The following is a 22,857-nucleotide window of genomic DNA, read 5'->3' as shown; positions in this document are numbered from 1 at the left end:
GACCTCAGCTCTTCAGCCGGTAGCCCGTACGGAAGATGTAGGTCACCAGCCCGAGGCAGATGACGAGGAACAGCCCCGTCATCGCGAGGCTGACGCCGATGCTTACATCCGCCGTGCCGAAAAAGGCCCAGCGGAAGCCGCTGATCAGGTAGACGACCGGATTGGCGAGGCTCACCGCGTGCCAGAACGGCGGCAGCATGCTCACCGAGTAGAAGCTGCCACCGAGGAAGGTGAGCGGCGTCACGACCAGAAGCGGCACGAGTTGCAACTTCTCGAACCCGTCCGCCCAGAGGCCGATGACGAAGCCGAACAGGCTGAAGGTCGTGGCCGTGAGAAGCAGGAAGCCGATCATCCAGAACGGATGGTCGATCCGCAGCGGCACGAACAGCGACGAGGTCGCCAGGATGATCAGGCCGATCAGGATCGATTTCGACGCCGCCGCGCCGACATAGCCGAGCACCACTTCGACGGGGGAGATGGGCGCCGACAGGATCTCGTAGATCGTCCCGGCGAAGCGGGGAAAATAGATGCCGAACGAGGCGTTGGCGATGCTCTGCGTGAGGAGCGAGAGCATGATCAGCCCCGGCACGATGAACAGCCCGTAGGGCACGTCGTCCACGGCCGAGACCCGTGAGCCGATGGCGGCGCCGAAGACCACGAAGTACAGCGTCGTGGAAATGACCGGGGCGAGGATGCTCTGACCGGCGGTACGCCAGAAGCGGCTCATCTCGAAGCGGTAGATCGCCCGGATCGCGGGCCAGTTCATGCCGCCCATCATCACGCCGCCTCCCCGCGCACCAGACCTACGAAGATGTCTTCCAGTGAATTCTGCTCGGTGCGCAGGTCGCTGAACCGGATCCCCGCCTCGGATAGCGCGGTAAGGAGCCCGGTGATGCCGGTGCGTTCGGCCTTGGTGTCGTAGGTGTAGACCAGTTCCTTCCCCTGCCCCGCGAGGGCCAGCCCGAAATGCGCGAGGCTGGGCGGAACTTGGTCGAGGGGCGCCTGGAGCTGAAGGATCAGACGCTTGCGCCCGAGTTGGTGCATCAGCGCCGCCTTCTCCTCAACCAGGATGATCTCCCCACCCCGGATCACACCGATCCGGTCGGCCATCTCCTCGGCTTCCTCGATGTAGTGGGTGGTGAGGATGACCGTGACGCCCTGGTCACGCATCTGGCGCACGAGGCGCCACATGTCCTGGCGCAGTTCGACATCGACGCCCGCCGTCGGCTCATCGAGGAACAGGACGCGCGGCTCGTGCGACAGCGCCTTGGCGATCAGCACACGCCGCTTCATGCCACCCGAGAGGGTCATGAGCCTGTTGTCTCGCTTGTCCCACAGGGACAGGGAGCGCAGTACCCGCTCGACATGGGCATGGTCGGGCTTCAACCCGAAGAGACCCCGCGAGAAGTTCACCGTGTTCCACACGGTTTCGAACGCGTCGGTGGTCAGTTCCTGCGGCACAAGGCCGATGGCCCGGCGAGCGGCCCGGTAATCGCGCGCGATGTCATGCCCGTCGACGCTCACCTTGCCGGAACTCGGCGTGACGATGCCACAGACGATGTTGATGAGGGTCGATTTGCCCGCGCCGTTCGGCCCGAGGAGGGCGAAGATCTCACCCCGCTCGATGGCGAGGTTGACGCGCTTCAGGGCGCTGAACCCCGACGCATAGGTCTTCGACAAGTCCGTGATGGAAATGATCGGCATCGCGAAGCGGCTGCATCCGGGGTGCCGGCCTATAGCATGCCCGCGCGGCTGCTCACGGTCCCAGGAGTGTGCGGGCACACGTCCGATGCGCCGCCATCATCCCCGTTCGGCGAAGGATTCCAGCATCTTCAAGCAAAACTCGCGCATCTTGGGGTCTCGGATGCGGGAAAAGGCCCTGATGACGGCCATGCATTCGTCGCTCGTCGCTTCCTCGGCCCCATCAGTGGCGGGCGGATGCGTGAAGGCAGTGATCGGCAGGTCGAGGACGTCTGCGATCTGACGAAGCAGGCGGGCACGCTCGTTCGCGGCGCGATCCGCCTTGATGGGGAAGACGGCCGCGTCAGTCATGGCGCCAGCCACCCACCTGCGCAACGCGGTCGAAGCTCTCACCCATCGAATCTTCCGCACTGCTGGATGCGACGACTTTCACGTCGGATGATAAGCAAATTTCTATAGCGCGATAGACCTCTATAAAGGTCCATTTCCAAGGCATATATTGATGAGCGGGTCTCATAGAGCGAAACTAATGTAGATCAATCGACATGTATGTGGACCGGCTGACGACGAAGTTCTGAGGGTCCGACCATCGGTTGAGGGACCGTTCCAAAGACATTCGCGCCGTTTCGGCGACAGACGCAGCACAAACGCGCCACTGCCAAGATCGAGCCACGCCGGCAAATCACAAACGTGCGCGACGGCACCAGCTTACGTAAAGTTAACGCAGGTCGCCTCAGCGGAGTGAGTGTTTACCCTACGTCAAGGTTTACAAAGGGAAACGGTCGATCGAATCGTTACCGAGAATGAAAGGACTCGCGAACGATCCGTTAATCGAGGACATCTTCGGTCATAGACGAACCGGAGAGACCGATGAGCGCCCGCCTCGAAGACCTGAAATTCCTCTTCACCCTCAGCACCGTGGTGCTTTTCGGCAGCGGGCTCGACATCATTCTCCGCTAAGCCGGTCAGGCCGCCCTGCCCTCGACACGACGCAGGGATTCCAGGGCGCGGTCGAGCGCCGTGCGGGCATCCACGTTGATCTGCGATGCGGCACGAGGGGCGCAATCGACGAACACCTGACGGGGAATACGGTTCGCCGATGCGGGGCGGGCCGAAGACGTCGCGACCGCGTTGCCGGTGAGAAGCAGCCCGCGCAGTTCCGCCGCCCTCGCCCGGCGCTCGGTGCGCAAACGAATGAGGCCGAGGACGAGCCCGGCCAATCCGGCGGCTTCCAGCACCAGAGCGAGAACGTAACCGAGTGCCATCTGACCGACCCGCGAGCTGATACCAGCCGAGCCGGAATTCTCTCCGCTCATGGTTAGCGGAGGCTTAATGGCCCCCTCGGCTCACCACATGTCGAGGGCGACGCGCGCCTCATCCGACATGCGGCTTTGATCCCACGGCGGGTCGAACACCATCGTCACCGTGCAGGATTGCACGCCCGGCACGGCCGAGACGGCGTTCTCGACCCAGCCCGGCATCTCTCCCGCCACCGGGCAACCCGGTGCGGTCAGGGTCATGTCGATGGCGACCTTGCGATCGTCGTCGATATCGACCCGGTAGATCAAGCCGAGTTCGTAGATGTCGGCCGGGATCTCCGGGTCATAGACGGACTTGAGGGCGACGACGATGGCGTCGGTCAGGCGGTCCATCTCCGCCTGTGGGATCGCCGAAGTCCCTTCGACGGCGGGCGTGTTGTTGCCGCCGGTGATGGTGGCGTCGGTGCTCATCGGTTTACCCTTCCCTCGCCGCGTTCAAGGCGCGGCCGGTTATCTTCCATCAGGCGAACAGCATTTCCGCTTTCGCAAGCGCCTCGGCAAGCGCATCGATCTCGGACGTCGTGTTGTAAAGCCCGAACGAGGCGCGGCATGTCGAGGTCACGCCGAAACGCGTCAACAGGGGCATGGCGCAATGGGTGCCCGCCCGCACCGCGACGCCTTGCCGGTCGATCACGGTGGCGATGTCGTGGGCGTGGGCGCCCTTCATCTCGAAGCTGACCACGCCGCCCTTGCCTTTGGCGTTGCCGATGATGCGGATGGCATTCATCGCGCCCAGGCGCTCGTGGGCATAGGCGGTGAGCGAGGCTTCGTGGGCCGCGATCTTGTCGCGGCCGAGCGTCATCATGAATTCCAGCGCTGCGCCGAGGCCGACAGCCTCGATGATCGCGGGGGTGCCCGCCTCGAACCGGTGCGGCGGGTCGTTGTAGGTGACCGCATCCTCGGCCACCGTGCGGATCATCTCGCCACCGCCCTGGTAGGGGGGCAGGCGCTCAAGCCATTCCTTCTTGCCATAGAGCACGCCGATGCCGGTCGGCCCGTAGACCTTGTGCCCGGTGAAGACGAAGAAATCGCAGTCGAGCGCGCGCACGTCGACCGGCTGGTGCACGGCGCTCTGCGCTCCGTCGAGAAGGACCGGAACCCCGTGGGCATGGGCGATGCGCACGATCTCGGCGGCGGGCGTCACCGTGCCGAGCACATTCGACATGTGGGTGATCGCCACCATCTTGGTGCGCGGCGAAAACAGCTTTTCGAATTCCTCGACGAGGAAGTTACCCTCGTCGTCCACCGGCGCCCACTTGATCACCGCCCCGCGACGCTCGCGCAGGAAGTGCCAGGGCACGATGTTGGAATGGTGCTCCATGATCGAGAGGATGATCTCGTCACCCTCGCCGATCATCCCGCCCCAGCCCATCGAGCTGGCCACGAGATTGTAGGCCTCGGTGGCATTGCGGGTGAAGATGATTTCGTCCGTCGAGGCCGCGTTCAAGAACTGACGCGTCGTCTCGCGGGCACCTTCGAACCCTTCGGTCGCCGCGTTCGCCATGTAGTGCAGACCACGATGCACATTCGCGTAGCCGGTCTGCATGCAGTTCACCATCGCGTCGATGACGGCGCGGGGTTTCTGTGTGGAGGCGGCGTTGTCGAGATAGACTAGCGGCTTGCCGTAGACCTGCTCGGCCAGGATCGGGAATTCCTTCCGGATCTCGGCGACGTCGTAGGTCGAGGTGAGGACGGGTGCGTTCATGGTCGCGACCTTCCGAAGACGACATCGCTCCCTGACGCGAACCTCATCCTGAGGTGCCGGAGCGAAGCGGAGGCCTCGAAGGAGGCCTCCAGCTGGCATTGCGATCCCTGGACCCCTCCTTCGAGGCGGCTGACGCCGCACCTCAGGATGAGGCTCAGGGTTAGAGCGCCCTTGAGCGGGGCTCAGCCCCGCGCCGCGAGCCACGCCTCGGTCTCGCCGATCAGCGCCGCGCGGGCGCCTTCATGCGTGACCGACTCGATGGCCTCGCCGAGGAAGGCCTGGACGAGCAGGCTTTGCGCCAGGGGGCGCGGCAGGCCGCGGGCCATCAGGTAGAACAGCAGATCCTCGTCCGGCGCGCCGCAGGTGGCACCGTGGCCGCAGGCCACGTCGTCGGCGAAGATCTCGAGCTCCGGCTTGTTCATCATCTGCCCCTCGTCAGTGAGGAGGAGGCAGTCGGACTTCATCTTGCCGTCGGTCTGCTGCGCAATCTGGCGGACGATGATCTTGCCCTGGAACACACCGGTGGCATCGCCATCGATGACCGTCTTGAACATCTCGCGGCCGACGCCGCCCACCGCCGCATGGTCGGCAAGCAGGGTCGAATCAGCGAGCTGCCCGTCCCGCAGCATGGCAGCACCATTGACGACGACGTTGGTGGCCTCGCCCGCGATGTTCAGGAAGATCTGATGGCGCGACAGCACGGCACCCGTCACTACGGCGACGGTTTCCAGTTCTGCCTCGTCATCGAGCCGTACGCTGATCGTCGAGAGCGCGACGGCGGCGTCGCCCTCCTTGTTGATGCGGCTGTGACGGAAGGCGGCCTTCTTGCCGATCCGCACGTCGAGGGCGTCGTTCGGCTGGTAGGTGACGCCGCTCGGCCCCTCGTGGCTTTCGAGGATGGTCAGTTCCGACTCGTCCCCGAGATCGACCAGCACGCGGGTGGCGGTCGAGAACGCCTCGCTCCCGGCGCCGACAAAGCGAAGGTGCAGCGGCCGGTCGATCTTGGCGCCTTCCGCGACCGTGATCAGCGCGCCATCCGCAAGGAAGGCGGTGTTGAGCTGATAGATCGGGTTCTCGCGGGCCTGCTCCACGGGAGCGAGGCGCTTGAGGCGCACATCGCTCTTGCCCATGGCGTCGTTGATCGGCGTCACGGTCACGCCCTCCGGCAGGCCGGAAAGGTCGGAGAGGGCGCGGATCAGGTGGCCGTTCACGAAGGTCAGGCGAGCCGCCTCGATCGACGCGAAGCCCGTGGCGGCGGCGACCGCCTTGCGGGCGGCCTCAGCGGAGGGCGCCTCGGCGGGCGGAGCGGCCTCGGTGATCGCGGCGCGCAGGTCGGTGTACTTGAACGCCTCGACCCGGCGGCTCGGCAGGCCGGTCGCCTCGAAGAACTTGAACGCCTCTTCGCGGCCGATGGCCTCTTCGGTGGCGAAGCTCTTGCGCCCGGCCTCGAACAGAGCCGACAGGCCGGTCTCGGCGCCCGTGCGGAGGTTCTTGACCTCGGCCATTACGCGGCCTCCCCGGTGCGGTACTCGGCGTAGCCGGACGCCTCGAGTTCGAGGGCCAAGTCCTTGCCGCCCGTCTTCACGATCTGACCCTTGGACATGACGTGCACCACGTCCGGGACGATGTGGTTCAGGAGCCGCTGGTAGTGAGTGATGACGAGGAAGGAGCGGCCTTCGGCGCGCAGCGCGTTCACGCCCTCGGAGACGATGCGCAGGGCATCGATGTCGAGGCCGGAATCCGTCTCGTCGAGCACGCAGAACTTCGGCTGGAGCAGCGCCATCTGAAGAATCTCCATGCGCTTCTTCTCACCGCCGGAGAACCCGACGTTGAGGGCGCGCTTGAGCATCTCCTTGTTGATCTCCAGCTTGTCGGCGGCGCCGTTCACCGCGCGGATGAAGTCCGGAGTGGACAGCTCATCCTCGCCGCGCGCCTTGCGCTGGGCGTTCAGGCACGCCTTCAGGAAGGTCATGGTGCCGACGCCGGGGATCTCCAGCGGATATTGGAACGCCAGGAACACCCCTGCGGCGGCGCGCTCGTCAGGGGCCATCTCCAGGAGGTTCTGGCCGTCGAGCAGGATCTCACCCTCGAGGACCTCATAGTCCTCCTTGCCAGCGATGACGTAGCTGAGCGTCGACTTGCCGGAGCCGTTCGGTCCCATGATCGCGGCGACCTCGCCGTCCTTCACGGTCAGGTTCAGGCCGTTGAGGATGCGGTTGTCCTCGATCTGCACCACGAGGTTCTTGATTTCGAGCATAGTTCGGTCGTCCTGTTGACTATCGCGGATGCCCCCCGCCGCCTCCAACCCCTTCCGCGACCTCACGCTGAGGTGCTGCGAAGCAGCCTCGAAGGAGGCCTCCAGGGATCGCCGAGACTTCCGGAGCCCTCCTTCGAGGCCCGCTGGCGCGGGCATCTCAGGATGAGGTCCAGGGAAGGACACAGGTTGTCTCCCTCCCCGTGCTGGGGGAGGGAGGAGTGTCGTGCGTGTGGCTTAGCCCACCGAGCCTTCGAGGCTGATCGAGATCAGCTTCTGGGCCTCGACGGCGAACTCCATCGGCAGCTGCTGCAGCACGTCGCGGACGAAGCCGTTGACGATGAGCGCGGTCGCTTCTTCCTCGGAGAGGCCGCGCTGCAGGCAGTAGAACTTCTGCTCCTCGGAGATCTTCGAGGTGGTGGCCTCGTGCTCGAACACGGCGGAGGCGTTCTTTGACTCGATGTAGGGCACGGTGTGCGCCCCACACTGATCGCCGATCAGCAGCGAGTCGCAGTTGGTGAAGTTGCGCGCGCCCTTGGCCTTCTTATGGGCCGAGACCAGACCCCGGTAGGTGTTCTGCGAACGCCCGGCCGAAATGCCCTTCGAGATGATCCGGCTCGTCGTGTTCTTGCCGAGGTGGATCATCTTGGTGCCGGAATCGACCTGCTGCATGCCGTTCGACACCGCGATCGAGTAGAATTCGCCGCGGGAATCGTCACCGCGCAGGATGCAGGACGGGTACTTCCAGGTGATCGCCGAGCCGGTCTCGACCTGCGTCCACGAGATTTTCGAGCGGGCACCACGGCAATCGCCGCGCTTCGTCACGAAGTTGTAGATGCCGCCCTTACCGTCGTTGTCGCCCGGGTACCAGTTCTGGACCGTCGAGTACTTGATCTCGGCATCCTCCAGGGCCACCAGCTCGACCACGGCCGCGTGGAGCTGGTTGTCGTCACGCTTCGGGGCTGTGCAGCCTTCGAGATACGAGACGTACGAGCCCTTGTCGGCGATGATCAGCGTGCGCTCGAACTGGCCGGTATCGCGCTCGTTGATGCGGAAATAGGTCGACAGCTCCATCGGGCAGCGCACGCCCGGCGGGATGTAGACGAACGACCCATCCGAGAAGACGGCCGAGTTCAGCGTCGCGAAGAAGTTGTCCGTCACCGGCACGACCGAGCCGAGATACTTCTTCACCAGGTCCGGATATTCCTTCACGGCCTCGGAGATCGGCATGAAGATCACGCCGGCCTTCGACAGCTCCTTCTTGAAGGTCGTGGCGACCGACACGGAATCGAACACCGCGTCCACGGCCACCCGGCGCTCGGGGGCGATGCCCTCCAGCACCTCGACCTCGCGCAGCGGGATGCCGAGCTTCTCGTAGGTCTTCAGGATCTCCGGGTCGATCTCATCGAGCGACTCGGGGCCCTGACGCTTCGGCGCGGCGTAGTAATAGATGTCGTTGTAATCGACCTTGTCGTACGACACGCGAGCCCATTCCGGCTCCTGCATCGTCAGCCAGCGCTTGTAGGCGTCGAGGCGCCACTCCAGCAGCCATTCCGGCTCGCCCTTCTTGGCCGAGATGAAGCGGACGACGTCCTCGGAGATGCCCTTCTCGGACTTCTCCATCTCGATGGTGGTCTCGAACCCGTACTTGTACTGGTCGAGGTCGATCGAGCGGACCCGGTCGATGGTTTCCTGCACGGCAGGCATCAGCGTCTCCTGGCATGCCCGGCGTCAAGGGCCGGGAAGCGTGTGGATGTAGCTCGGGATACGGCCCTCAGGCCGCTCGCCCTCGCCTCTCATATAGGGATGTCGCCACCCGTTCGAAGGCGTGGAGGAAGCGCGACACATCTTCCTCCACGGTATTCCAGCCCAGACTCACCCTCAGCGCCCCCGCCGCCAGGGTGCTCGGAACCCCCATCGCCGCGAGCGTCGCCGAGCGCGCGACCTTGCCCGAAGAGCAGGCCGACCCCGACGAGACCGCCACCCCCGCGAGGTCGAGGGCGATCAGCGCCGCCGGGGCGTCGAGCCCCGGAACGGCGAAGCTCAGTGTGTTCGGCAGGCGCGGTGACCCTTCCCCGAACACCACGGCATCCGGAGCCAGGGCGCGCATCCCCGTCTCGGCGCGATCACGCAGCGCGGCGAGCCGCGCGGCTTCCGTGCGGAGCGACTCGCTTGCGATCCGCGCGGCCTCACCCATGCCAACGAGGGAAGGAAGGCTTTCGGTACCGCAGCGCAGGCGCTTTTCCTGGCCGCCGCCCCGAACGAAGGCGCCTTCGAGGGTGACGTCGTCGGCCAAGACCAGCGCGCCGACACCCTTCGGGGCGGCGAACTTGTGGCCTGAGAGCGTCAGCACGTCGAGGTTGAGTGACGCGAAATCCAAAGGGATCTTGCCCACAGCCTGCACCGCGTCGCTATGAACGAGCGTACGGCCATGGGCGCGGGCTAACGCCACGATTTCGGCAAGCGGTTGGACCACGCCGGTCTCGTTATTGGCCGCGTGGACCGAGATCAGGACGGTCTCGTCGGTCAACGCATCGAGCCGCGCCTGAAGCGCCGCAAGATCGAGGAGGCCCGACGGCGTGACCGGCAGGATTTCGACCGCCTCGTTCGGGAAGCGATGGCCCGCCGCGACGCAGGGATGCTCGCTCGCACAGTAAAGAAGTCGCGTCGGCGCATCCCAGCCCCGGCGGCGCAGCGCGCCCGAGAGCACGGCGTTGGCCGCCTCGGTCCCGCCGCTCGTGAAGATCACCTGCGCCGGACGCGCGCCCACGAGCGTCGCGACCTGATGGCGCGCCGCTTCCAGCGCAGCCCTCGCGGCCCGGCCCTCCGCATGAACCGAGGACGGATTGCCCGGCAGGGTCAGCGCGCGCACCACCGCGTCCACCACGTCCGGACGGACAGGAGCGGTCGCGTTATGGTCGAGATAGGCGCGCTTGCTCTCCATCACCGTAAAGCTTCGTCTCCAATTCGCGCGAATTGCTTGCGCGCAGGGTGGCTCGCCGTGTTAAGGCGCGCCGAGAGAAATACCGGTCCCTCCGGCCGAGCAGATCCCGGCAGGCTATCGAACGGTGGATCAGCGCCGCTCTTTAGAATAGTTCTAATGACCTAGAATTATTCTAAGAGTGCTTTTATGGCGTGCATCCATCGAGTCAAGGTGGCTCGTTGCGGTGCAGGAACAGGCGGTCGAGGGCGACGAGTCGAAAGGTCAGACATGCCAGAGGTCATCTTCACCGGTCCCGCCGGGCGTCTGGAAGGCCGCTATCAGGCCCCCAAGAAGCGCGGCGCTCCCATCGCCATCGTGCTGCATCCGCACCCGCAATTCGGCGGCACGATGAACAATCAAATTGTGTACAATCTTTTCTACACATTCGCCAATCGCGGCTTTGCAGCCCTGCGTTTCAATTTTCGCGGGGTCGGCCGCAGCCAGGGCTCGTTCGACCACGGTTCGGGTGAGCTGTCCGACGCGGCGGCGGCGCTCGACTGGGTGCAGGCGGTGAACCCGGAGGCGAAGGCCTGCTGGATCGCGGGCGTGTCGTTCGGCTCCTGGATCGGCATGCAGCTGCTGATGCGCCGCCCGGAGATCGAGGGCTTCATCTCGATCGCGGCCATGGCCAACCGCTACGACTTCACCTTCCTGGCACCCTGCCCTTCCTCAGGCCTGTTCGTCCACGGTTCCGAGGATCGTGTGGCGCCCGCCCGCGAGGTGATGCCGGTGATCGAGAAGGTGAAGACGCAGAAAGGCGTCATCATCGAGCACCAGATCGTGGATGGAGCGAACCACTTCTTCGACGGCAAGGTCGATGAGCTGACGCAGACGGTCGACACCTATCTCGACAAGCGTCTCGGCAAGCGGGAAGAGGCCGCCTGAGGCGCAGGCACGGGTGGGGGCGGTCGTCTGCGTCCCACCCCTTCACCTTGACGCCGGGTGGCACTGGGAATAGGGCCGCCCTTTCGAATTGCCCCCTGCGGAACGCATCCAGGCCTGATGACGGATAGCCCCTCCGAACAACCGGTTGTCCTGCTGGTCGAAGACGACGGCCTCCTCCTGATGGAGGCGTCGGATACGCTTGCCGATGCTGGGTTCACGGTTCTGGAGGCTTCGCACGCCGACAAGGCCCTCGCTCTCCTGGAGAACCGGGACGACGTGGAGGTGCTGATGACAGACGTGGACATGCCGCAGGGCTCGATGGACGGCTTCGCCCTTGCGCGCCTCGTCGCCCATCGCTGGCCGGGCATCCCGGTTCTGGTGGTGTCCGGCATGGGCACGCCCGGCCCGAACGACATGCCCGATGGCGCGCGCTTCATCCCGAAGCCCTACGAACCGACAACCCTGGTCCGAACCCTGCGCTCCTTCATTCGTCGCGCGGCCTGAGCCATAAGGTTCACATCCTTCCGGCCGCGGCCGATCCGCACAGCGGCGGGCGCCCCGATCCGACGAGTCCCATGACCGACGAGACCCGACAACACCGGTTCGCGACCAAGGCGATCCACGCAGGCGCCGCCCCCGATCCGGCTACCGGAGCGCGGGCACAGCCGATCTATTTCACGAACGGCTTCGTGTTCGAATCGACCGAGCAGGCGGCCGACATCTTTGCCGTTCGCAAGACCGGCTTCTCCTATTCGCGCGGCTCGAACCCGACCGTGGCGGCGCTGGAGCGGCGGGTCGCGGCTTTGGAAGGGGCGAAGGCGGCCATCGCCGTCGCTTCCGGCCAATCGGCGGTGCTGCTCGTGCTGATGACGCTGATGCGCAGCGGCGATGCCTACGTCGCCTCGCCGCGCCTGTTCGGCGGCTCGCTCGGCCTGATGCGCCGTCTTGATGGCCGCTACGACCTGAAGCCCCGCTTCGCCCGCGGCATGGAGCCCGAGGATTTCGAGGCGGCGATCACGCCCGACTGCAAGGCGATCGTCTGCGAATCCATCGTGAATCCTTGCGGCTTCGTGATGGACCTCGAAGGGATCTCGGCGGTGGCCAAGCGTCATGGCCTGCCGCTGATCGTGGACAACACCCTCGCCTCCCCGGCTTTGATCCGGCCGATCGAGCACGGTGCCGACATCGTCGTGCACTCGACCTCGAAGTTCCTGGCGGGATCGGGACAGGTGATCGGCGGCGTGATCTGCGATGGCGGCACCTTCGATTGGGTCAAGGCAGGCGGATACGACCTGATCAACCAGCCCTGGCCGGATTACGACGGCCTCGTCATCCCGGAGCGGTTCCCGGAGACGTCCTTCGCCGTCGCCTGCCGCCTGTTCGGTCTGCGCGATCTCGGGCCCGGCCTCTCGCCGATGAACGCCTTCCTGACGCTCACCGGTATCGAGACCCTGCCCCTGCGCATGGAGCGTCACTGTTCCAACGCCAAGGCCGTCGCAGCCTTCCTCAGGGATCATCCGGCGGTGGAATGGGTGAGCTATCCCGGCCTGCCGGGTCAAACCGGTGAGGCCAATGTCGCGCGCTACTCACCGCAGGGGCCGGGTTCGATCTTCACCTTCGCCCTGAAGGGCGGAGAGCCCGCGGCAAAGAAGTTCATCACCTCGCTCGACCTCGTCTCGCACCTCGTCAACATCGGTGAGATCAAGACGCTGGCGATCCACCCGGCCACCACGACGCACCGGCAACTTTCGCCCAGCGAGAGGGCCATCGCATTCGTCGGGCCGGAAACGGTGCGCCTCTCGATCGGATTGGAAAACGTCGAGGATCTGATCGCGGATATCACGCAGGCACTGGATCAGGCGGGCTAAGGCTGATCGCCCTGCGGTCTCACCGCAGGGCGCCCTCGCCTGTGCGTCTGGAAAAGCGGCTTGCCCGCCGGGGGGGTCGAAGGTCCTCGTCGCGGTGCTTCCCTTCGGATCCTCACGCGAACGCCGCGGTATGCCAATATGATACCGCGGCGGCGCGCCTATTTCCGCCGCTCGAGGATCGACACGTAATTCGCGACCGCCGCGCCGCCCATGTTGAAGATCCCGGCGAGGTCGGCGCCGGGCACCTGCATCTCGCCCGCCTCGTTCATGAGTTGCAGGCAGGCCATCACGTGCATCGAGACGCCGGTCGCGCCGACGGGGTGCCCCTTGGCCTTGAGCCCGCCGGAGGGGTTCACCGGCAACTTGCCGCCCTTCTCGGTCATGCCCTCGCGGACGATCCGATAGCCTTCGCCGGGCGCCGCCAGACCCATCGCCTCGTATTCGAGCAGTTCGGCGATGGTGAAGCAGTCGTGGGTCTCCACGAAGGACAGGTCCGCGTTGGCGATGCCCGCCTGCTCGCGGGCCTTGCTCCAGGCGCGGCGGGCGCCCTCGAAGGCGGTGGGGTCGCGGCGAGAGAGCGGGAGGATGTCGTTGACCTGCGCCCGCGCCCGGAAGCCGATGGCCCGTTCCAGCCGCGCGGCGGTCTCGGCATCGGCGACGACGATGGCGGCGGCCCCGTCCGAAATCAGCGAGCAGTCGGTGCGCCGGAGGGGCGCGGCGACATAGGGGTTCTTGTCGGAGACTTTGTTGCAGAAGTCGAAGCCGAGATCCTTGCGCAGCTGCGCATAGGGGTTGCCCACGCCGTTGCGGTGGTTCTTGGCGGCGATGCGCGCCAACTCCTCGCTGCGGTCGCCGTAACGCTGGAAGTAACCTGCCGCGATCCGGCCGAACACGCCTGCGAACCCGCCCTCGATCTCGGCTTCCTCCTTCCGGTAGGAGGCGCCGAGCAGGATGTCCCCGGTTTCGGCAACGGATTTCGCGGTCATCTTCTCCGCGCCGACCACGAGGGCGATACGGCCCCGGCCGCATTCCACGAAGTCGAGCGCCGCATAGAGCGCTGCCGAACCCGTGGCACAGGCATTCTCCAAGTGGGTCGAGGGGACATGCGCCAGAGCGGGCTGGTTCAGGGCGACGAGGGAACCTTCGAAGCCCTGTTTCGAGAAACCCGTATTCATGACGCCGACATAGATGCCGTCGACCTCCTCCGCCCCGACGCCCGCATGGGCCAGGGCCTCGCCGGAGACGCGGGCGATCAGGCTTTCCACGTCCGGATCTTCGAGCTTGCCGAAGGGGGTGTGGGCCCAGCCCACGATGCAGGCACGCGTCATCGTTTCCTCTCCTGTTGCCCGGACGATGGGCTTGGGCTCGTGCCGGATCAAGGGCGGGCAGGTGACGAGCCGGCCAGGAAGTCGAAGTCGCAGCCCTCTGGCGCCTGCGTGACGCTACGCCGGTAAAGGGCCTTGTAGCCGCGCACCGGGGAGGGGGGCGGCGTATGCGAGGCGAGGCGCCGTGCCACTTCCTGCGGTTCGACCAGCAGGTCGATGCGTTTGTCGCTCACGGACAAGCGGATGCGGTCGCCGTCGCGCACGGCGGCGAGCGGCCCGCCGATGGCGGCCTCCGGCGCGACGTGCAGCACGATGGAGCCGAAGGCCGTGCCGGACATGCGCGCATCCGAGATGCGGACCATGTCCTTCACCCCGGCGCGGGCGAGCTTCTTGGGGATCGGCAGGTAGCCGGCTTCAGGCATCCCCGCCGCGTGCGGCCCGGCATTCTGGAGGACGAGGATGTCGTCGGCCGTCACGTCAAGATCGGGATCATCGATGCGGCGGCTCAGGTCTTCGAGGCTCGTGAACACCACGGCCCTGCCCTCGGTCTCGAACAGGCTCGGCGTCGCGGCAGCGCGCTTGAAGATCGCTCCCTCCGGTGCGAGGCTCCCGCCCAGTGCCACGAGCCCGCCCTGTGGCGAGACCGGATTGCTGAACGGGCGCACCACAGCGCGATCCACCCAGGATTCCGGCTCATCGAGCCGCTCGGCCAGAGTGCGGCCCTCCACGTCCAGCGTATCGAGGTGAAGGAGCGGGCGCAGTTCGCGCAGAAGGGCGCCCATGCCGCCCGCCGCATGGAAGTCCTCCATGTAGCCGTCGCCGACCGGCTTGAGATCGACCAGCACGGGGGTCTCGTCGGAGATGGCGTTGAAGCGATCGTAGGGCACCCGGATGCCGAGCCGCCCGGCGATGGCCGTGAGGTGGACGATGGCGTTGGTCGAGCCCGACACCGCCATCAGCACGCGGATCGCGTTCTCGACCGACTTCTGCGTGATGACCTGGCTCGGGCGGATCTTCGTGTCGATCAGGCGGACGGCGGCCCGGCCGGTCTCCTCGGCGGCGACCAAGCGGTCCGAATGGACGGCGGGAATCGCCGCCGTTCCCGGGAGCGACATGCCGAGTGCCTCAGCGATACAGGCCATGGTCGAGGCCGTGCCCATCACCGCGCAGGTGCCCTGCGTGACCGAGAGGCGGCCTTCGACCTCGGCGATCTCCTCGCCATCGACGGTCCCGGCGCGGTATTTCGCCCAGAAGCCCCGGCAATCGGTGCAGGCACCGAGTCGCTGTCCGCGATGGCGGCCGGTGGACATAGGCCCGGTGACGAGCTGGATCGCGGGCAGATCGGCGGAGGCCGCGCCCATCAGTTGCGCGGGCACGGTCTTGTCGCAGCCGCCGATCAGAACCACCGCATCCATGGGCTGGGCGAGGATCATCTCCTCCGTGTCCATGGCCATCAGGTTGCGGTACATCATGCTGGTGGGATTGAGGAAAACCTCACCCAGCGACACCGTGGGGAAGGGCAGCGGCAGGGCGCCTGCCGCCAGCACCCCGCGTGAGACCGCCTCCACCAGTTCCGGCATGCCCCGATGGCAATTGTTGAAGCCGGAGGGCGTCATGGCGATGCCGACGACCGGCTTGTTCAGAAGCCGGGGGGAGATCCCCATCGAGCGGGCGAAGGAACGGCGCAGGTAGCGGGCAAAATCCCGATCGCCGTAATTCGTGAGGCCCCGGTCGAGGCCGTGCGGTTCGTCGGTCATCGTGACTCCTCAGGCCTCACCGCAGGTGGAAGGCAATCCACGCCACGGCGAGGAGGATGAACGCGGTCAGGGCGTAGCGATAGGCGGGGGGCATCTGAGTCACCCGAATGCACACCGTCATTGCGAGCGGAGCGAAGCAATCCAGGGGCGGGTGGGCCAATGCCGACCGTGGCGCATCCCTGGATTGCTTCGTTCCTCGCAATGACGGTCTGGCTGTCGAACCTACCGCATCACGAACGGGTTCTCGGGCGCATCGCGGCTGGTGGAGATCCAGACGCTCTTGGTCTCCAGATACTCTTTGATGGATTCGATTCCGCTCTCGCGGCCAAGGCCAGAGCGTTTCATGCCGCCGAAGGGCATCATGTAGCTCACCGCCCGATAGGTGTTCACCCAGACGGTGCCCGCCTTGAGGCCCTTCGACATCCGCATCGCCCGGCCGATATCCTGCGTCCAGACGCCCGCCGCGAGGCCGTAGATCACGTCGTTGCCGATCTTCAGCGCCTCGGCCTCGTCCTCGAAGCCGATGATGGACAGGACCGGCCCGAACACCTCCTCCTGCGCGATCCGCATGGTATTGGTGACGTCGGCGAAGATCGTCGGCTCGACGAACTGACCGCCCTTTACGCCCTCGCCCGTCGCCGGATTGCCGCCGAACACGCAGCGCGCGCCCTCGCTCCTGGCTACCGCGATGTAGTCCAACACCTTCTGATACTGCGGCGGAGTAGTGATCGGGCCGATATTGGTGCCTGCGTCCATCGGGTCGCCGAGCTTGGCCGACTTTGCCAGTTCGATCAGCCGGGCGGTGAAATCCTCGCGGATGCTGTTCTGCACGAGGAGGCGCGAGCCCGCGATGCAGGTCTGCCCGGTGGCCGCGAAGATGCCGGAGATCGCGCCTGCGGCGGCCATCTTCAGGTCGGCATCAGCGAAGACGATGTTGGGTGACTTGCCGCCGAGTTCGAGGGAAACGCGTTTGATCTGCTTGGCGGCGTCCGAATAGATCCGCGCGCCGGTCACGTCCGAGCCGGTGAAGGTGATCTTGGCGACGTCGGGGTGCTCCACGATGGCCGCGCCCGTCTCGCCGCCGTAGCCGGTCACGACGTTGAGCATCCCGTCCGGCAGGCCCGCCTCCTTGAGGAGGGCAGCAAATTCCAAAGTGCTCGCCGAAGCGAATTCGGACGGCTTGATCACCACCGAGCAGCCCGCTGCCAGCGCCGGAGCACACTTCCAGGCGACGAAAAGCAGGGGCGAGTTCCAGGCGGTCAGCGCGCCGACCACGCCGACCGGCTCGTGCGTGGTGAAGGCGAAGGTCTCGGGCTTGTCGATCGGCACCTGTGCGCCCTCGATCTTGTCCGCGAGGCCTGCATAGTAGTGCCACCATTCCGGCTGGTAGCGGGTCTGGCCGTGCATTTCGGCGAAGAGCTTGCCATTGTCGCGGGTCTCGACCTCCGCGAGGTGCTTCGCCTCCCGCTCCACGATGTCCCCGATCTTGCGCAGTACCTTGCCGCGTGCGGAGGCGGTCATGCTCGCCCAAGGGCCTTCGGTCATGGCGCGCTTGGCTGCCGCGACCGCCCGGTCCACATCCGCCTTCGAACCCCGTGGGATCTTCGCCCAGGGCTCGCCGCGATAGGGATCGATGGAGTCGAACCACTCGCCCTCGACCGGATCGACGAACTGGCCGTCGATGTAATGCTGATAGGTCTTCACGGGGCAGTCTCCCTCACTTGGCGGACTGGCCGGATATGGTTCAGGCCCCAATGAGGGCCAGCCTCCGGCTTACCCCCGGCCGATCCAGTCGAGCACGCCGTCGACGGTGCGGAAGGCGTCGAAGGCATGGACCCGCGCCGCAGGCAGTGCCGCCTGCGCCATGGTCGCGAGGGCATGGCCGGGGCCGAGCTCGAGCACGTGGTCGGCTCCATATTCGCCGCAGGCTTCGAGGCAGGCCGCCCAATCGATCGTCTCGGAAATTTGGCGCGCGAGCTTGTCGAGCCCGGTCCGCGCATCGAAGACCGGCGCTCCGTCGAGCCCGCTCAGAAGGCGCGGTGCCGAGGGGGGCGGGCGATGCAGCTCGACCGCCGCGAGGAGATCCCGGAAGCGCGCGGAGGCGACAGCCAGAAGCGGCGTATGCGACGGCGTCGCGACGGGGAGCACCACGGCGCGCTGCGCACCGCGCTCCGTCGCTGCGCAGCAGAGGCGTTCCAGGGCGTCCCGCCGCCCGCCGACCACGAAGCTATCCGGGGCATTGCGGATAGCAAGGTGACCATCATGCGAGCGGGCGAGGCCGGTGAGCGCCTGAAGGCCGATCCCCCTGATGCCCGCCAGGGCGAAGCCTTCGCCCGAAGCGGCATCCATCGCCTCGGCGCGGGCGGCGGCCAAGCGCAGTACGGTGGCAGGATCGAACCGCCCCGCCACGCCCCAGGCGGCGAGATCTCCGATGCTGTAGCCCGCCACGATCGCCCGGCCGGGCTTGGCCGCCGCGATGATGCTCCATCCGGCCAGGGCCGAAACGCAGCACAGGATCTGTCCAGAGCGGTTGCCGTGCAGCTCCTCCCCCGCCTTCGCGAGATCGCGAGGGTCCCGTCCGCCGAGCAGAGGCTTGGCCGCCTCGAAGACCGGTGCCGCCTCGGGCCGGTCGGCCGTGAGGTCGAACATCGCCGGATGCTGGCCGCCCTGGCCGGACAGCAGGATCGCGAGGGTCATGCGTCGTTCCAAGGCCCTCTTACTCCTTTTCGTCATTGCTTCGCTGCGCTCGCAATGACGGCGGGAGACTTCTCAGCGCATGACGTCGGCGGCGTTCCGCATCGCCACCCGGTCGAGATACTTCACGAGCACGCTGCCACCCGCCGGTGCGTCGTGCAACTCGCGCCAGTGCACGCCACCGCCATCGGCGAGAAGGATTTCCCCGTCCAGGCGCATGGGCGATTGCGCGTCGATGTGGGCGAGGCCATCGAGCAGGCCCGGCGGAATGCCGCCCGTGCAAGGCCAGAGCAGATCAAGGTCCGAGGCGGCGGACAGATAAGTGAGGTCCGTGACCGCTTGCCAGAACAGGGCCCCGAACGGCCGGGGCGTCAGGCCGTGGTCGCGAGCCAGCGCCAGCAAAGCGTCGATAGACCCTTGCCACGCGGCCGGTGCGTGGGACGCCACATCGGCGAGCGACGGCGGATCGACCGTCTGCACGGCTTTGGTTGGCAGGGCGAGGCCGATCCGCCGCTTGCCGTCAGCGGGCGGCAGGGGCAGGCCCAACGGCACGCCATCGCCCGCCTCCCCCGGCACGAAGCGCCGGACGATCAGCGGACGGCCGAGCCGCGCCCAGTCGCGTAGATGAGGCGCCCCGTCGAGATCTCGCCGCCCGGCGAGTAGGCTTTCCCAGGCGTCGGGATCGGCGGCAACAAGGTCGTGGCGGGCGATGTCAGACCGCACGGAGGCGGCCGGAGACGAGCTTCGCGATCTCCTCCGCGACCGGGCGCCCCCCCCGTTCGCGGCCAAGCCGGTCACGCTCGTCCGAAGCGGGCAGATCGGCGATTAGGGCTTCGAGTTGCGGCCGCAGGGGCTCGGCCGGATTCAGGACCGCGTGAACGGCACCGGTGGCGAGCATGTTGTCGAGGCCCGGCGCGAAGACCGGGGTCGATTTCGCCATCTCCTGAAGCGTCTCCAGAGGAAGCTTGGTGACGCGGGAGACAGAGGGCAGGTCCATCACGCTCGGATGGGCGCCCGGAAGTGCGGCCAGCACACGCGTCGCCAGCGCCGTGGCGATGAATGCGCCCGCCGCCGAGTGGCCGTACAGAAGCCCGATGGTCGGGTGCCCCTGCTGATCCGCCAGAAGCAGAGCTTTGGCCAGATGAGCGAGATACTCGTTGAGGCCCAGCAACTCGTCCCGGCGGCTCATGCGCTGGCTGTCGGAATCGATCGCGACGAGGATCGGCGTGCCGCCCCCCGCCCGCACCGTATCGAGGACGTGGCCCGCGAGCGTCAGGGCGCCCTCGACGCCGAGCGGCGTGTCGCCGTCGATGCCGATTACCTTGATCCGCCCCCGGGCGAAGGGCCCCTCGCCCGCGATCAGGCCGTCCGCGACCGAGACGTCATGGCCTTCGGGGAAGAGTGAGGCCAGGATGTCGGTGAGCGGCTTAGCGGGCGTCATGGGTCGCCTCCGTCACGCGGGTCACCGTGTCCTCGAAGGAGCGGGTATCCATGGCGGGCACCGCATCGGGATCGTTGACCCCGAGCCGCGCCCACACCTCCGTCGCGTCCTGGCACGCGCCGAATTGTGCGAGACGCCCGCGCAGGCGTGCATGCTCGGCCTCCAATGTGGCGAGGTCGAAGGCCGGGGCCCGGCCGATCAGGTCGAGGGCGGCGGCGCGAAAGGCCGCGACGGTATCCTCGCAGAAGGCGTCGGCGGCGCCGGTCAGGCGGCGATGCTTGCCACCCATGGTGCGCCAGACCAGCGCACGGTCCTTCGAATCGAATTCCTCGGCGCCCTTGTTGGTCTCGATCACCTCGGGACCCGAGACCGAGATGCGCCCGCCTTCCGAGACGGCGAGGCGCGAGCAGGTGCCCGCGATCAAGCCGCCACCGCCGTAGCAGCCCGCTCGCCCGCCGATCAGCCCGATCACGGGCACGCCCGCCGCGCGGGTCTCCGCGATCGCCCGCATGGTCTCCGCGATGGCGGTCTCACCCGCATTGGCCTCCTGCAGACGCACGCCGCCGGTATCGAACAGGATGAGCACGGCGGCGGGCTTGGCCTCGATGGCCGCGCGGAGCAGGCCCACGAGCTTGCCGCCATGGACCTCCCCGAAGGCGCCGCCCATGAAGCGGCCTTCCTGGGCGGCCACGAATACGGTGCGCCCGTCGAGGGTGCCGGAGCCCACGACGATCCCGTCATCGAAGGCGCGGGGCAGGTCGAAGAGCGGCAGGTGCGGGCTCATCCGCCGCTCGGCCGGGCCGAGGGCTTCTACGAAGCTGCCGGGATCGAGCAGGGCCTCGACGCGCCGGCGGGCGCTGGCCTCGTACCAGGAAAGGCGGTCGCGATCGATCAGGCTCATGCCCCCATCTCCATGAGCCGCGCACCCTGAAGCAGGCGCAGGGAGACGGTATCTGGCCGGGCGCCGCCGTCGTTTATCGAGATTCGCACGCCGCCGGGCTGCGCGCGGGCGACGAAATCGGCCACTACGGCTTCCCAGACCTGGGCGTAGCCCGCGATCGGCGTCTCGATGGCGATCTCGACCGTATCCGGCGGCAGCACCCGCTCCAGCAGGATCTCCAGATTGCCGGAGGCGACGACCCCGGTGATCGCCTGGGCCTTGGAGCCGGGCAGCGGCTTCGTCGTGGTGTGGCGGAACGTCAGGGATTCCATGGCGATCACCAGTTCCTGAACCGGGCGGGCGGCTCGTAGAGCCCACCGGACCAATGCACGAGATCTTTGATCGACCGGGCGGCGAGCAGCGAGCGGTCGGCATCCAGCGGCTCGATGCCGAGGTCTTCCGGCCGCCGAATCACGCCCCGAGCGCGCAACTCCTCGGCCTTCGTCTTGTCCCGGCCCCGGCCGACCTCCGTGTAGCCCGCCACGCCGCGGATCGCCTGCTCGCGGTCATCCGCATCGCGGCATAGCAGGAGGTTGGCGATGCCTTCCTCCGTGACGATGTGGGTGACGTCGTCGGCGTAGATCATGACCGGTGCGAGTTCGAGGCCGATTTTCTTCGCGAGTTCGAGGGCGTCGAGCCGTTCCACGAAGGTGGGCACCAGCTTGTCGCCGAAGGTCTCGACCAACTGCACCACCAGCTTGCGACCGCGCATCAGGGCCGGGTCGCCCACGATCTGTCCTTCGCGCCCCGCCTTCATCCACGGATCGGACGGGTGGCGGCGGCCATGCGGGTCCGAGCCCATATTCGGCGCCCCGCCGAAACCCGCCACCCGCGATTGGGTGACGGTGGAGGAATGACCCATCAGGTCGATCTGAAGGGTCGCGCCGATGAACATGTCGCACGCATAGAGCCCGGCCGTCTGGCAGAAGGCGCGGTTCGACCGCAGCGATCCGTCCGAGCCGGTGAAGAACACGTCCGGCCGTTCGCGGATGTAGCGGTCCATCCCGACCTCTGAGCCGAAGCAGTGAATCTGCTTCACCCAGCCGGATTCGATCGCGGGGATCAGGGTCGGATGTGGGTTGAGTGCGAAATGCGTCGCGATCTCACCCTTGAGCCCGAGCTTCTCGCCGTAGGTCGGCAGCAGCAATTCGATGGCCGCCGTGCCGAAACCGATGCCGTGGTTCAGGCGGCGCACGCCGTACTCGGCGTAGATCCCCTTGATCGCCATCATGGCGATGAGGATCTGCGTTTCGGTCATCGCCGCCGGGTCGCGGGTGAAGAGCGGCTCCACGAAGAAGGGCGTATCCGCCTCGACCACGAAGTCGACCCGGTCGCCGGGGATGTCGACCCGGGGCACCCTGTCGACGATCTCGTTCACCTGCGCGACGACGACTCCGTTCTTGAAATGCGTCGCCTCCACGATAGTCGGCGTGTCCTCGGTGTTCGGCCCGGTATAGAGGTTGCCCTCCCGATCGGCCGAGACGCCCGCGATCAGCGCCACATGCGGCGTCAGATCCATGAAGTACCGGGCGAACAGCTCGAGGTAGGTGTGCACTGCCCCGAGCTTGATCTGGCCGCCATAGAGCATGCGGGCGATGCGGGCGCCCTGAGGGCCGGAATAGGAGTAGTCCAGCCGCTCGGCCACGCCGGTCTCGAACACATCGAGATGCTCCGGAAGCACGATGCCCGACTGCACCATATGCAGACCGTGAACCCTGCCGGGATCGCACTGGACCAGCGCGCGGGCGAGGCAATCCGCCTGTTTCTGGTTGTCGCCTTCGAGGCAGACACGGTCTCCCGGCCGCAGGATCGATTCGAGCAGCGCGGTCACCGCGTCCGCCGGAACCACCTTGCCCCGCGCATGGACCCGCCCGGCCTCGATACGCGCGTCGCGGGCCTTCCTTTCCCCGCGCCAGTCGGCCATCTGTCGTCTCCCTGTATGCAAGATACAGGTTAGCGCAACGCCGTGAATTTTCAAACCGCTC

The 22,857-nt window shown here is 66.7% G+C and carries 22 protein-coding genes; 3 read left to right on the top strand and 19 right to left on the bottom strand.

Annotation, left to right across the window (positions count from 1 at the left end; all coding sequences use genetic code 11):
* Positions 1–4: 4 nt before the first annotated feature.
* From J4O73_RS22260 to J4O73_RS22215, 10 genes are all read right to left on the bottom strand, one after another.
* Positions 5–766: an ABC transporter permease gene (locus J4O73_RS22260; RefSeq protein ID WP_378975680.1), complete on the bottom strand. Its 762-nt coding sequence runs from the start codon at positions 764–766 to the stop codon at positions 5–7.
* A gap of 11 nt (positions 767–777) precedes the next feature.
* Positions 778–1,704 carry an ABC transporter ATP-binding protein gene (locus J4O73_RS22255; RefSeq protein WP_426220955.1) on the bottom strand — a complete coding sequence of 309 codons (927 nt, stop codon included), beginning with the start codon at positions 1,702–1,704 and terminating at the stop codon, positions 778–780.
* Positions 1,705–1,800: 96 nt separating this feature from the next.
* Entirely contained in the window at positions 1,801–2,052 is a 252-nt protein-coding gene (locus J4O73_RS22250; RefSeq protein ID WP_426220953.1) for a hypothetical protein, read from the bottom strand.
* Positions 2,053–2,666: 614 nt separating this feature from the next.
* The gene (locus J4O73_RS22245) at positions 2,667–2,966 is read right to left on the bottom strand and encodes a hypothetical protein (protein ID WP_426220951.1); all 300 of its coding nucleotides are present in this window, start codon (positions 2,964–2,966) and stop codon (positions 2,667–2,669) included.
* Positions 2,967–3,047: 81 nt separating this feature from the next.
* Positions 3,048–3,431, bottom strand: a complete 384-nt coding sequence (locus J4O73_RS22240) for an SUF system Fe-S cluster assembly protein (RefSeq protein WP_426220950.1) — start codon at positions 3,429–3,431, stop codon at positions 3,048–3,050.
* A gap of 49 nt (positions 3,432–3,480) precedes the next feature.
* Entirely contained in the window at positions 3,481–4,725 is a 1,245-nt protein-coding gene (locus J4O73_RS22235; protein WP_426220948.1) for a cysteine desulfurase, read from the bottom strand.
* A gap of 182 nt (positions 4,726–4,907) precedes the next feature.
* A complete protein-coding gene (locus J4O73_RS22230; RefSeq protein WP_426220946.1) occupies positions 4,908–6,230 on the bottom strand; it encodes a SufB/SufD family protein in 1,323 nt (440 codons plus the stop codon).
* On the bottom strand, positions 6,230–6,982 hold the full coding sequence (gene sufC, locus J4O73_RS22225; RefSeq protein WP_426220944.1) for a Fe-S cluster assembly ATPase SufC: 753 nt from the start codon (positions 6,980–6,982) through the stop codon (positions 6,230–6,232). Before sufC ends, J4O73_RS22230 begins: the two co-directional genes overlap by 1 nt.
* A 234-nt stretch (positions 6,983–7,216) precedes the next feature.
* Positions 7,217–8,686 (bottom strand): Fe-S cluster assembly protein SufB, encoded by a 1,470-nt coding sequence (sufB, locus tag J4O73_RS22220; protein ID WP_426220943.1) that lies wholly within the window; start codon positions 8,684–8,686, stop codon positions 7,217–7,219.
* A gap of 67 nt (positions 8,687–8,753) precedes the next feature.
* Entirely contained in the window at positions 8,754–9,923 is a 1,170-nt protein-coding gene (locus tag J4O73_RS22215) for a cysteine desulfurase family protein (protein WP_426220994.1), read from the bottom strand.
* 267 nt (positions 9,924–10,190) lie between these two features.
* On the opposite strand from J4O73_RS22215, the gene J4O73_RS22210 reads away from it, so the two are divergent.
* The 3 genes from J4O73_RS22210 to J4O73_RS22200 all read left to right on the top strand — a co-directional run bounded on the left by J4O73_RS22210 (position 10,191) and on the right by J4O73_RS22200 (position 12,715).
* Positions 10,191–10,847, top strand: coding sequence for an alpha/beta hydrolase (locus J4O73_RS22210; RefSeq protein ID WP_238206433.1), 657 nt, complete (start codon positions 10,191–10,193; stop codon positions 10,845–10,847).
* A 117-nt stretch (positions 10,848–10,964) separates the two neighbouring features.
* Entirely contained in the window at positions 10,965–11,351 is a 387-nt protein-coding gene (locus tag J4O73_RS22205; RefSeq protein ID WP_426220941.1) for a response regulator, read from the top strand.
* 71 nt (positions 11,352–11,422) lie between these two features.
* On the top strand, positions 11,423–12,715 hold the full coding sequence (locus tag J4O73_RS22200; protein ID WP_426220939.1) for an O-acetylhomoserine aminocarboxypropyltransferase/cysteine synthase family protein: 1,293 nt from the start codon (positions 11,423–11,425) through the stop codon (positions 12,713–12,715).
* Between the two features lie 158 nt (positions 12,716–12,873).
* Here the strand turns inward: J4O73_RS22200 and J4O73_RS22195 are convergent, their stop codons facing one another.
* The 9 genes from J4O73_RS22195 to mdcA form a co-directional block, all read right to left on the bottom strand.
* Complete coding sequence (locus tag J4O73_RS22195) at positions 12,874–14,043, bottom strand: acetyl-CoA acetyltransferase (protein WP_426220938.1); 1,170 nt, start codon at positions 14,041–14,043, stop codon at positions 12,874–12,876.
* Between the two features lie 47 nt (positions 14,044–14,090).
* Positions 14,091–15,797, bottom strand: a complete 1,707-nt coding sequence (locus J4O73_RS22190) for an IlvD/Edd family dehydratase (RefSeq protein ID WP_426220936.1) — start codon at positions 15,795–15,797, stop codon at positions 14,091–14,093.
* Between the two features lie 222 nt (positions 15,798–16,019).
* Complete coding sequence (locus tag J4O73_RS22185) at positions 16,020–17,501, bottom strand: aldehyde dehydrogenase (protein WP_426220934.1); 1,482 nt, start codon at positions 17,499–17,501, stop codon at positions 16,020–16,022.
* Between the two features lie 69 nt (positions 17,502–17,570).
* Complete coding sequence (locus tag J4O73_RS22180; RefSeq protein WP_426220932.1) at positions 17,571–18,494, bottom strand: acyl transferase; 924 nt, start codon at positions 18,492–18,494, stop codon at positions 17,571–17,573.
* A gap of 72 nt (positions 18,495–18,566) precedes the next feature.
* Entirely contained in the window at positions 18,567–19,214 is a 648-nt protein-coding gene (gene mdcG, locus J4O73_RS22175) for a malonate decarboxylase holo-[acyl-carrier-protein] synthase (protein ID WP_426220930.1), read from the bottom strand.
* Positions 19,204–19,932 carry a biotin-independent malonate decarboxylase subunit gamma gene (mdcE, locus tag J4O73_RS22170; RefSeq protein ID WP_426220928.1) on the bottom strand — a complete coding sequence of 243 codons (729 nt, stop codon included), beginning with the start codon at positions 19,930–19,932 and terminating at the stop codon, positions 19,204–19,206. The genes mdcG and mdcE overlap by 11 nt, the downstream gene beginning before the upstream one ends.
* A complete protein-coding gene (locus J4O73_RS22165; RefSeq protein WP_426220926.1) occupies positions 19,919–20,833 on the bottom strand; it encodes a biotin-independent malonate decarboxylase subunit beta in 915 nt (304 codons plus the stop codon). Before J4O73_RS22165 ends, mdcE begins: the two co-directional genes overlap by 14 nt.
* Positions 20,830–21,144: a malonate decarboxylase acyl carrier protein gene (gene mdcC, locus J4O73_RS22160; protein WP_426220925.1), complete on the bottom strand. Its 315-nt coding sequence runs from the start codon at positions 21,142–21,144 to the stop codon at positions 20,830–20,832. The genes J4O73_RS22165 and mdcC overlap by 4 nt, the downstream gene beginning before the upstream one ends.
* Before the next feature lie 5 nt (positions 21,145–21,149).
* Entirely contained in the window at positions 21,150–22,796 is a 1,647-nt protein-coding gene (gene mdcA, locus J4O73_RS22155; RefSeq protein WP_426220924.1) for a malonate decarboxylase subunit alpha, read from the bottom strand.
* Positions 22,797–22,857: the final 61 nt, after the last annotated feature.

The organism is Methylobacterium sp. NFXW15, assembly GCF_049887755.1.
Lineage (GTDB): Bacteria > Pseudomonadota > Alphaproteobacteria > Rhizobiales > Beijerinckiaceae > Methylobacterium.
The sequence above is the reverse complement of the archived record's forward strand: the minus strand, read 5'-3'. Positions and strand labels throughout refer to the sequence as shown.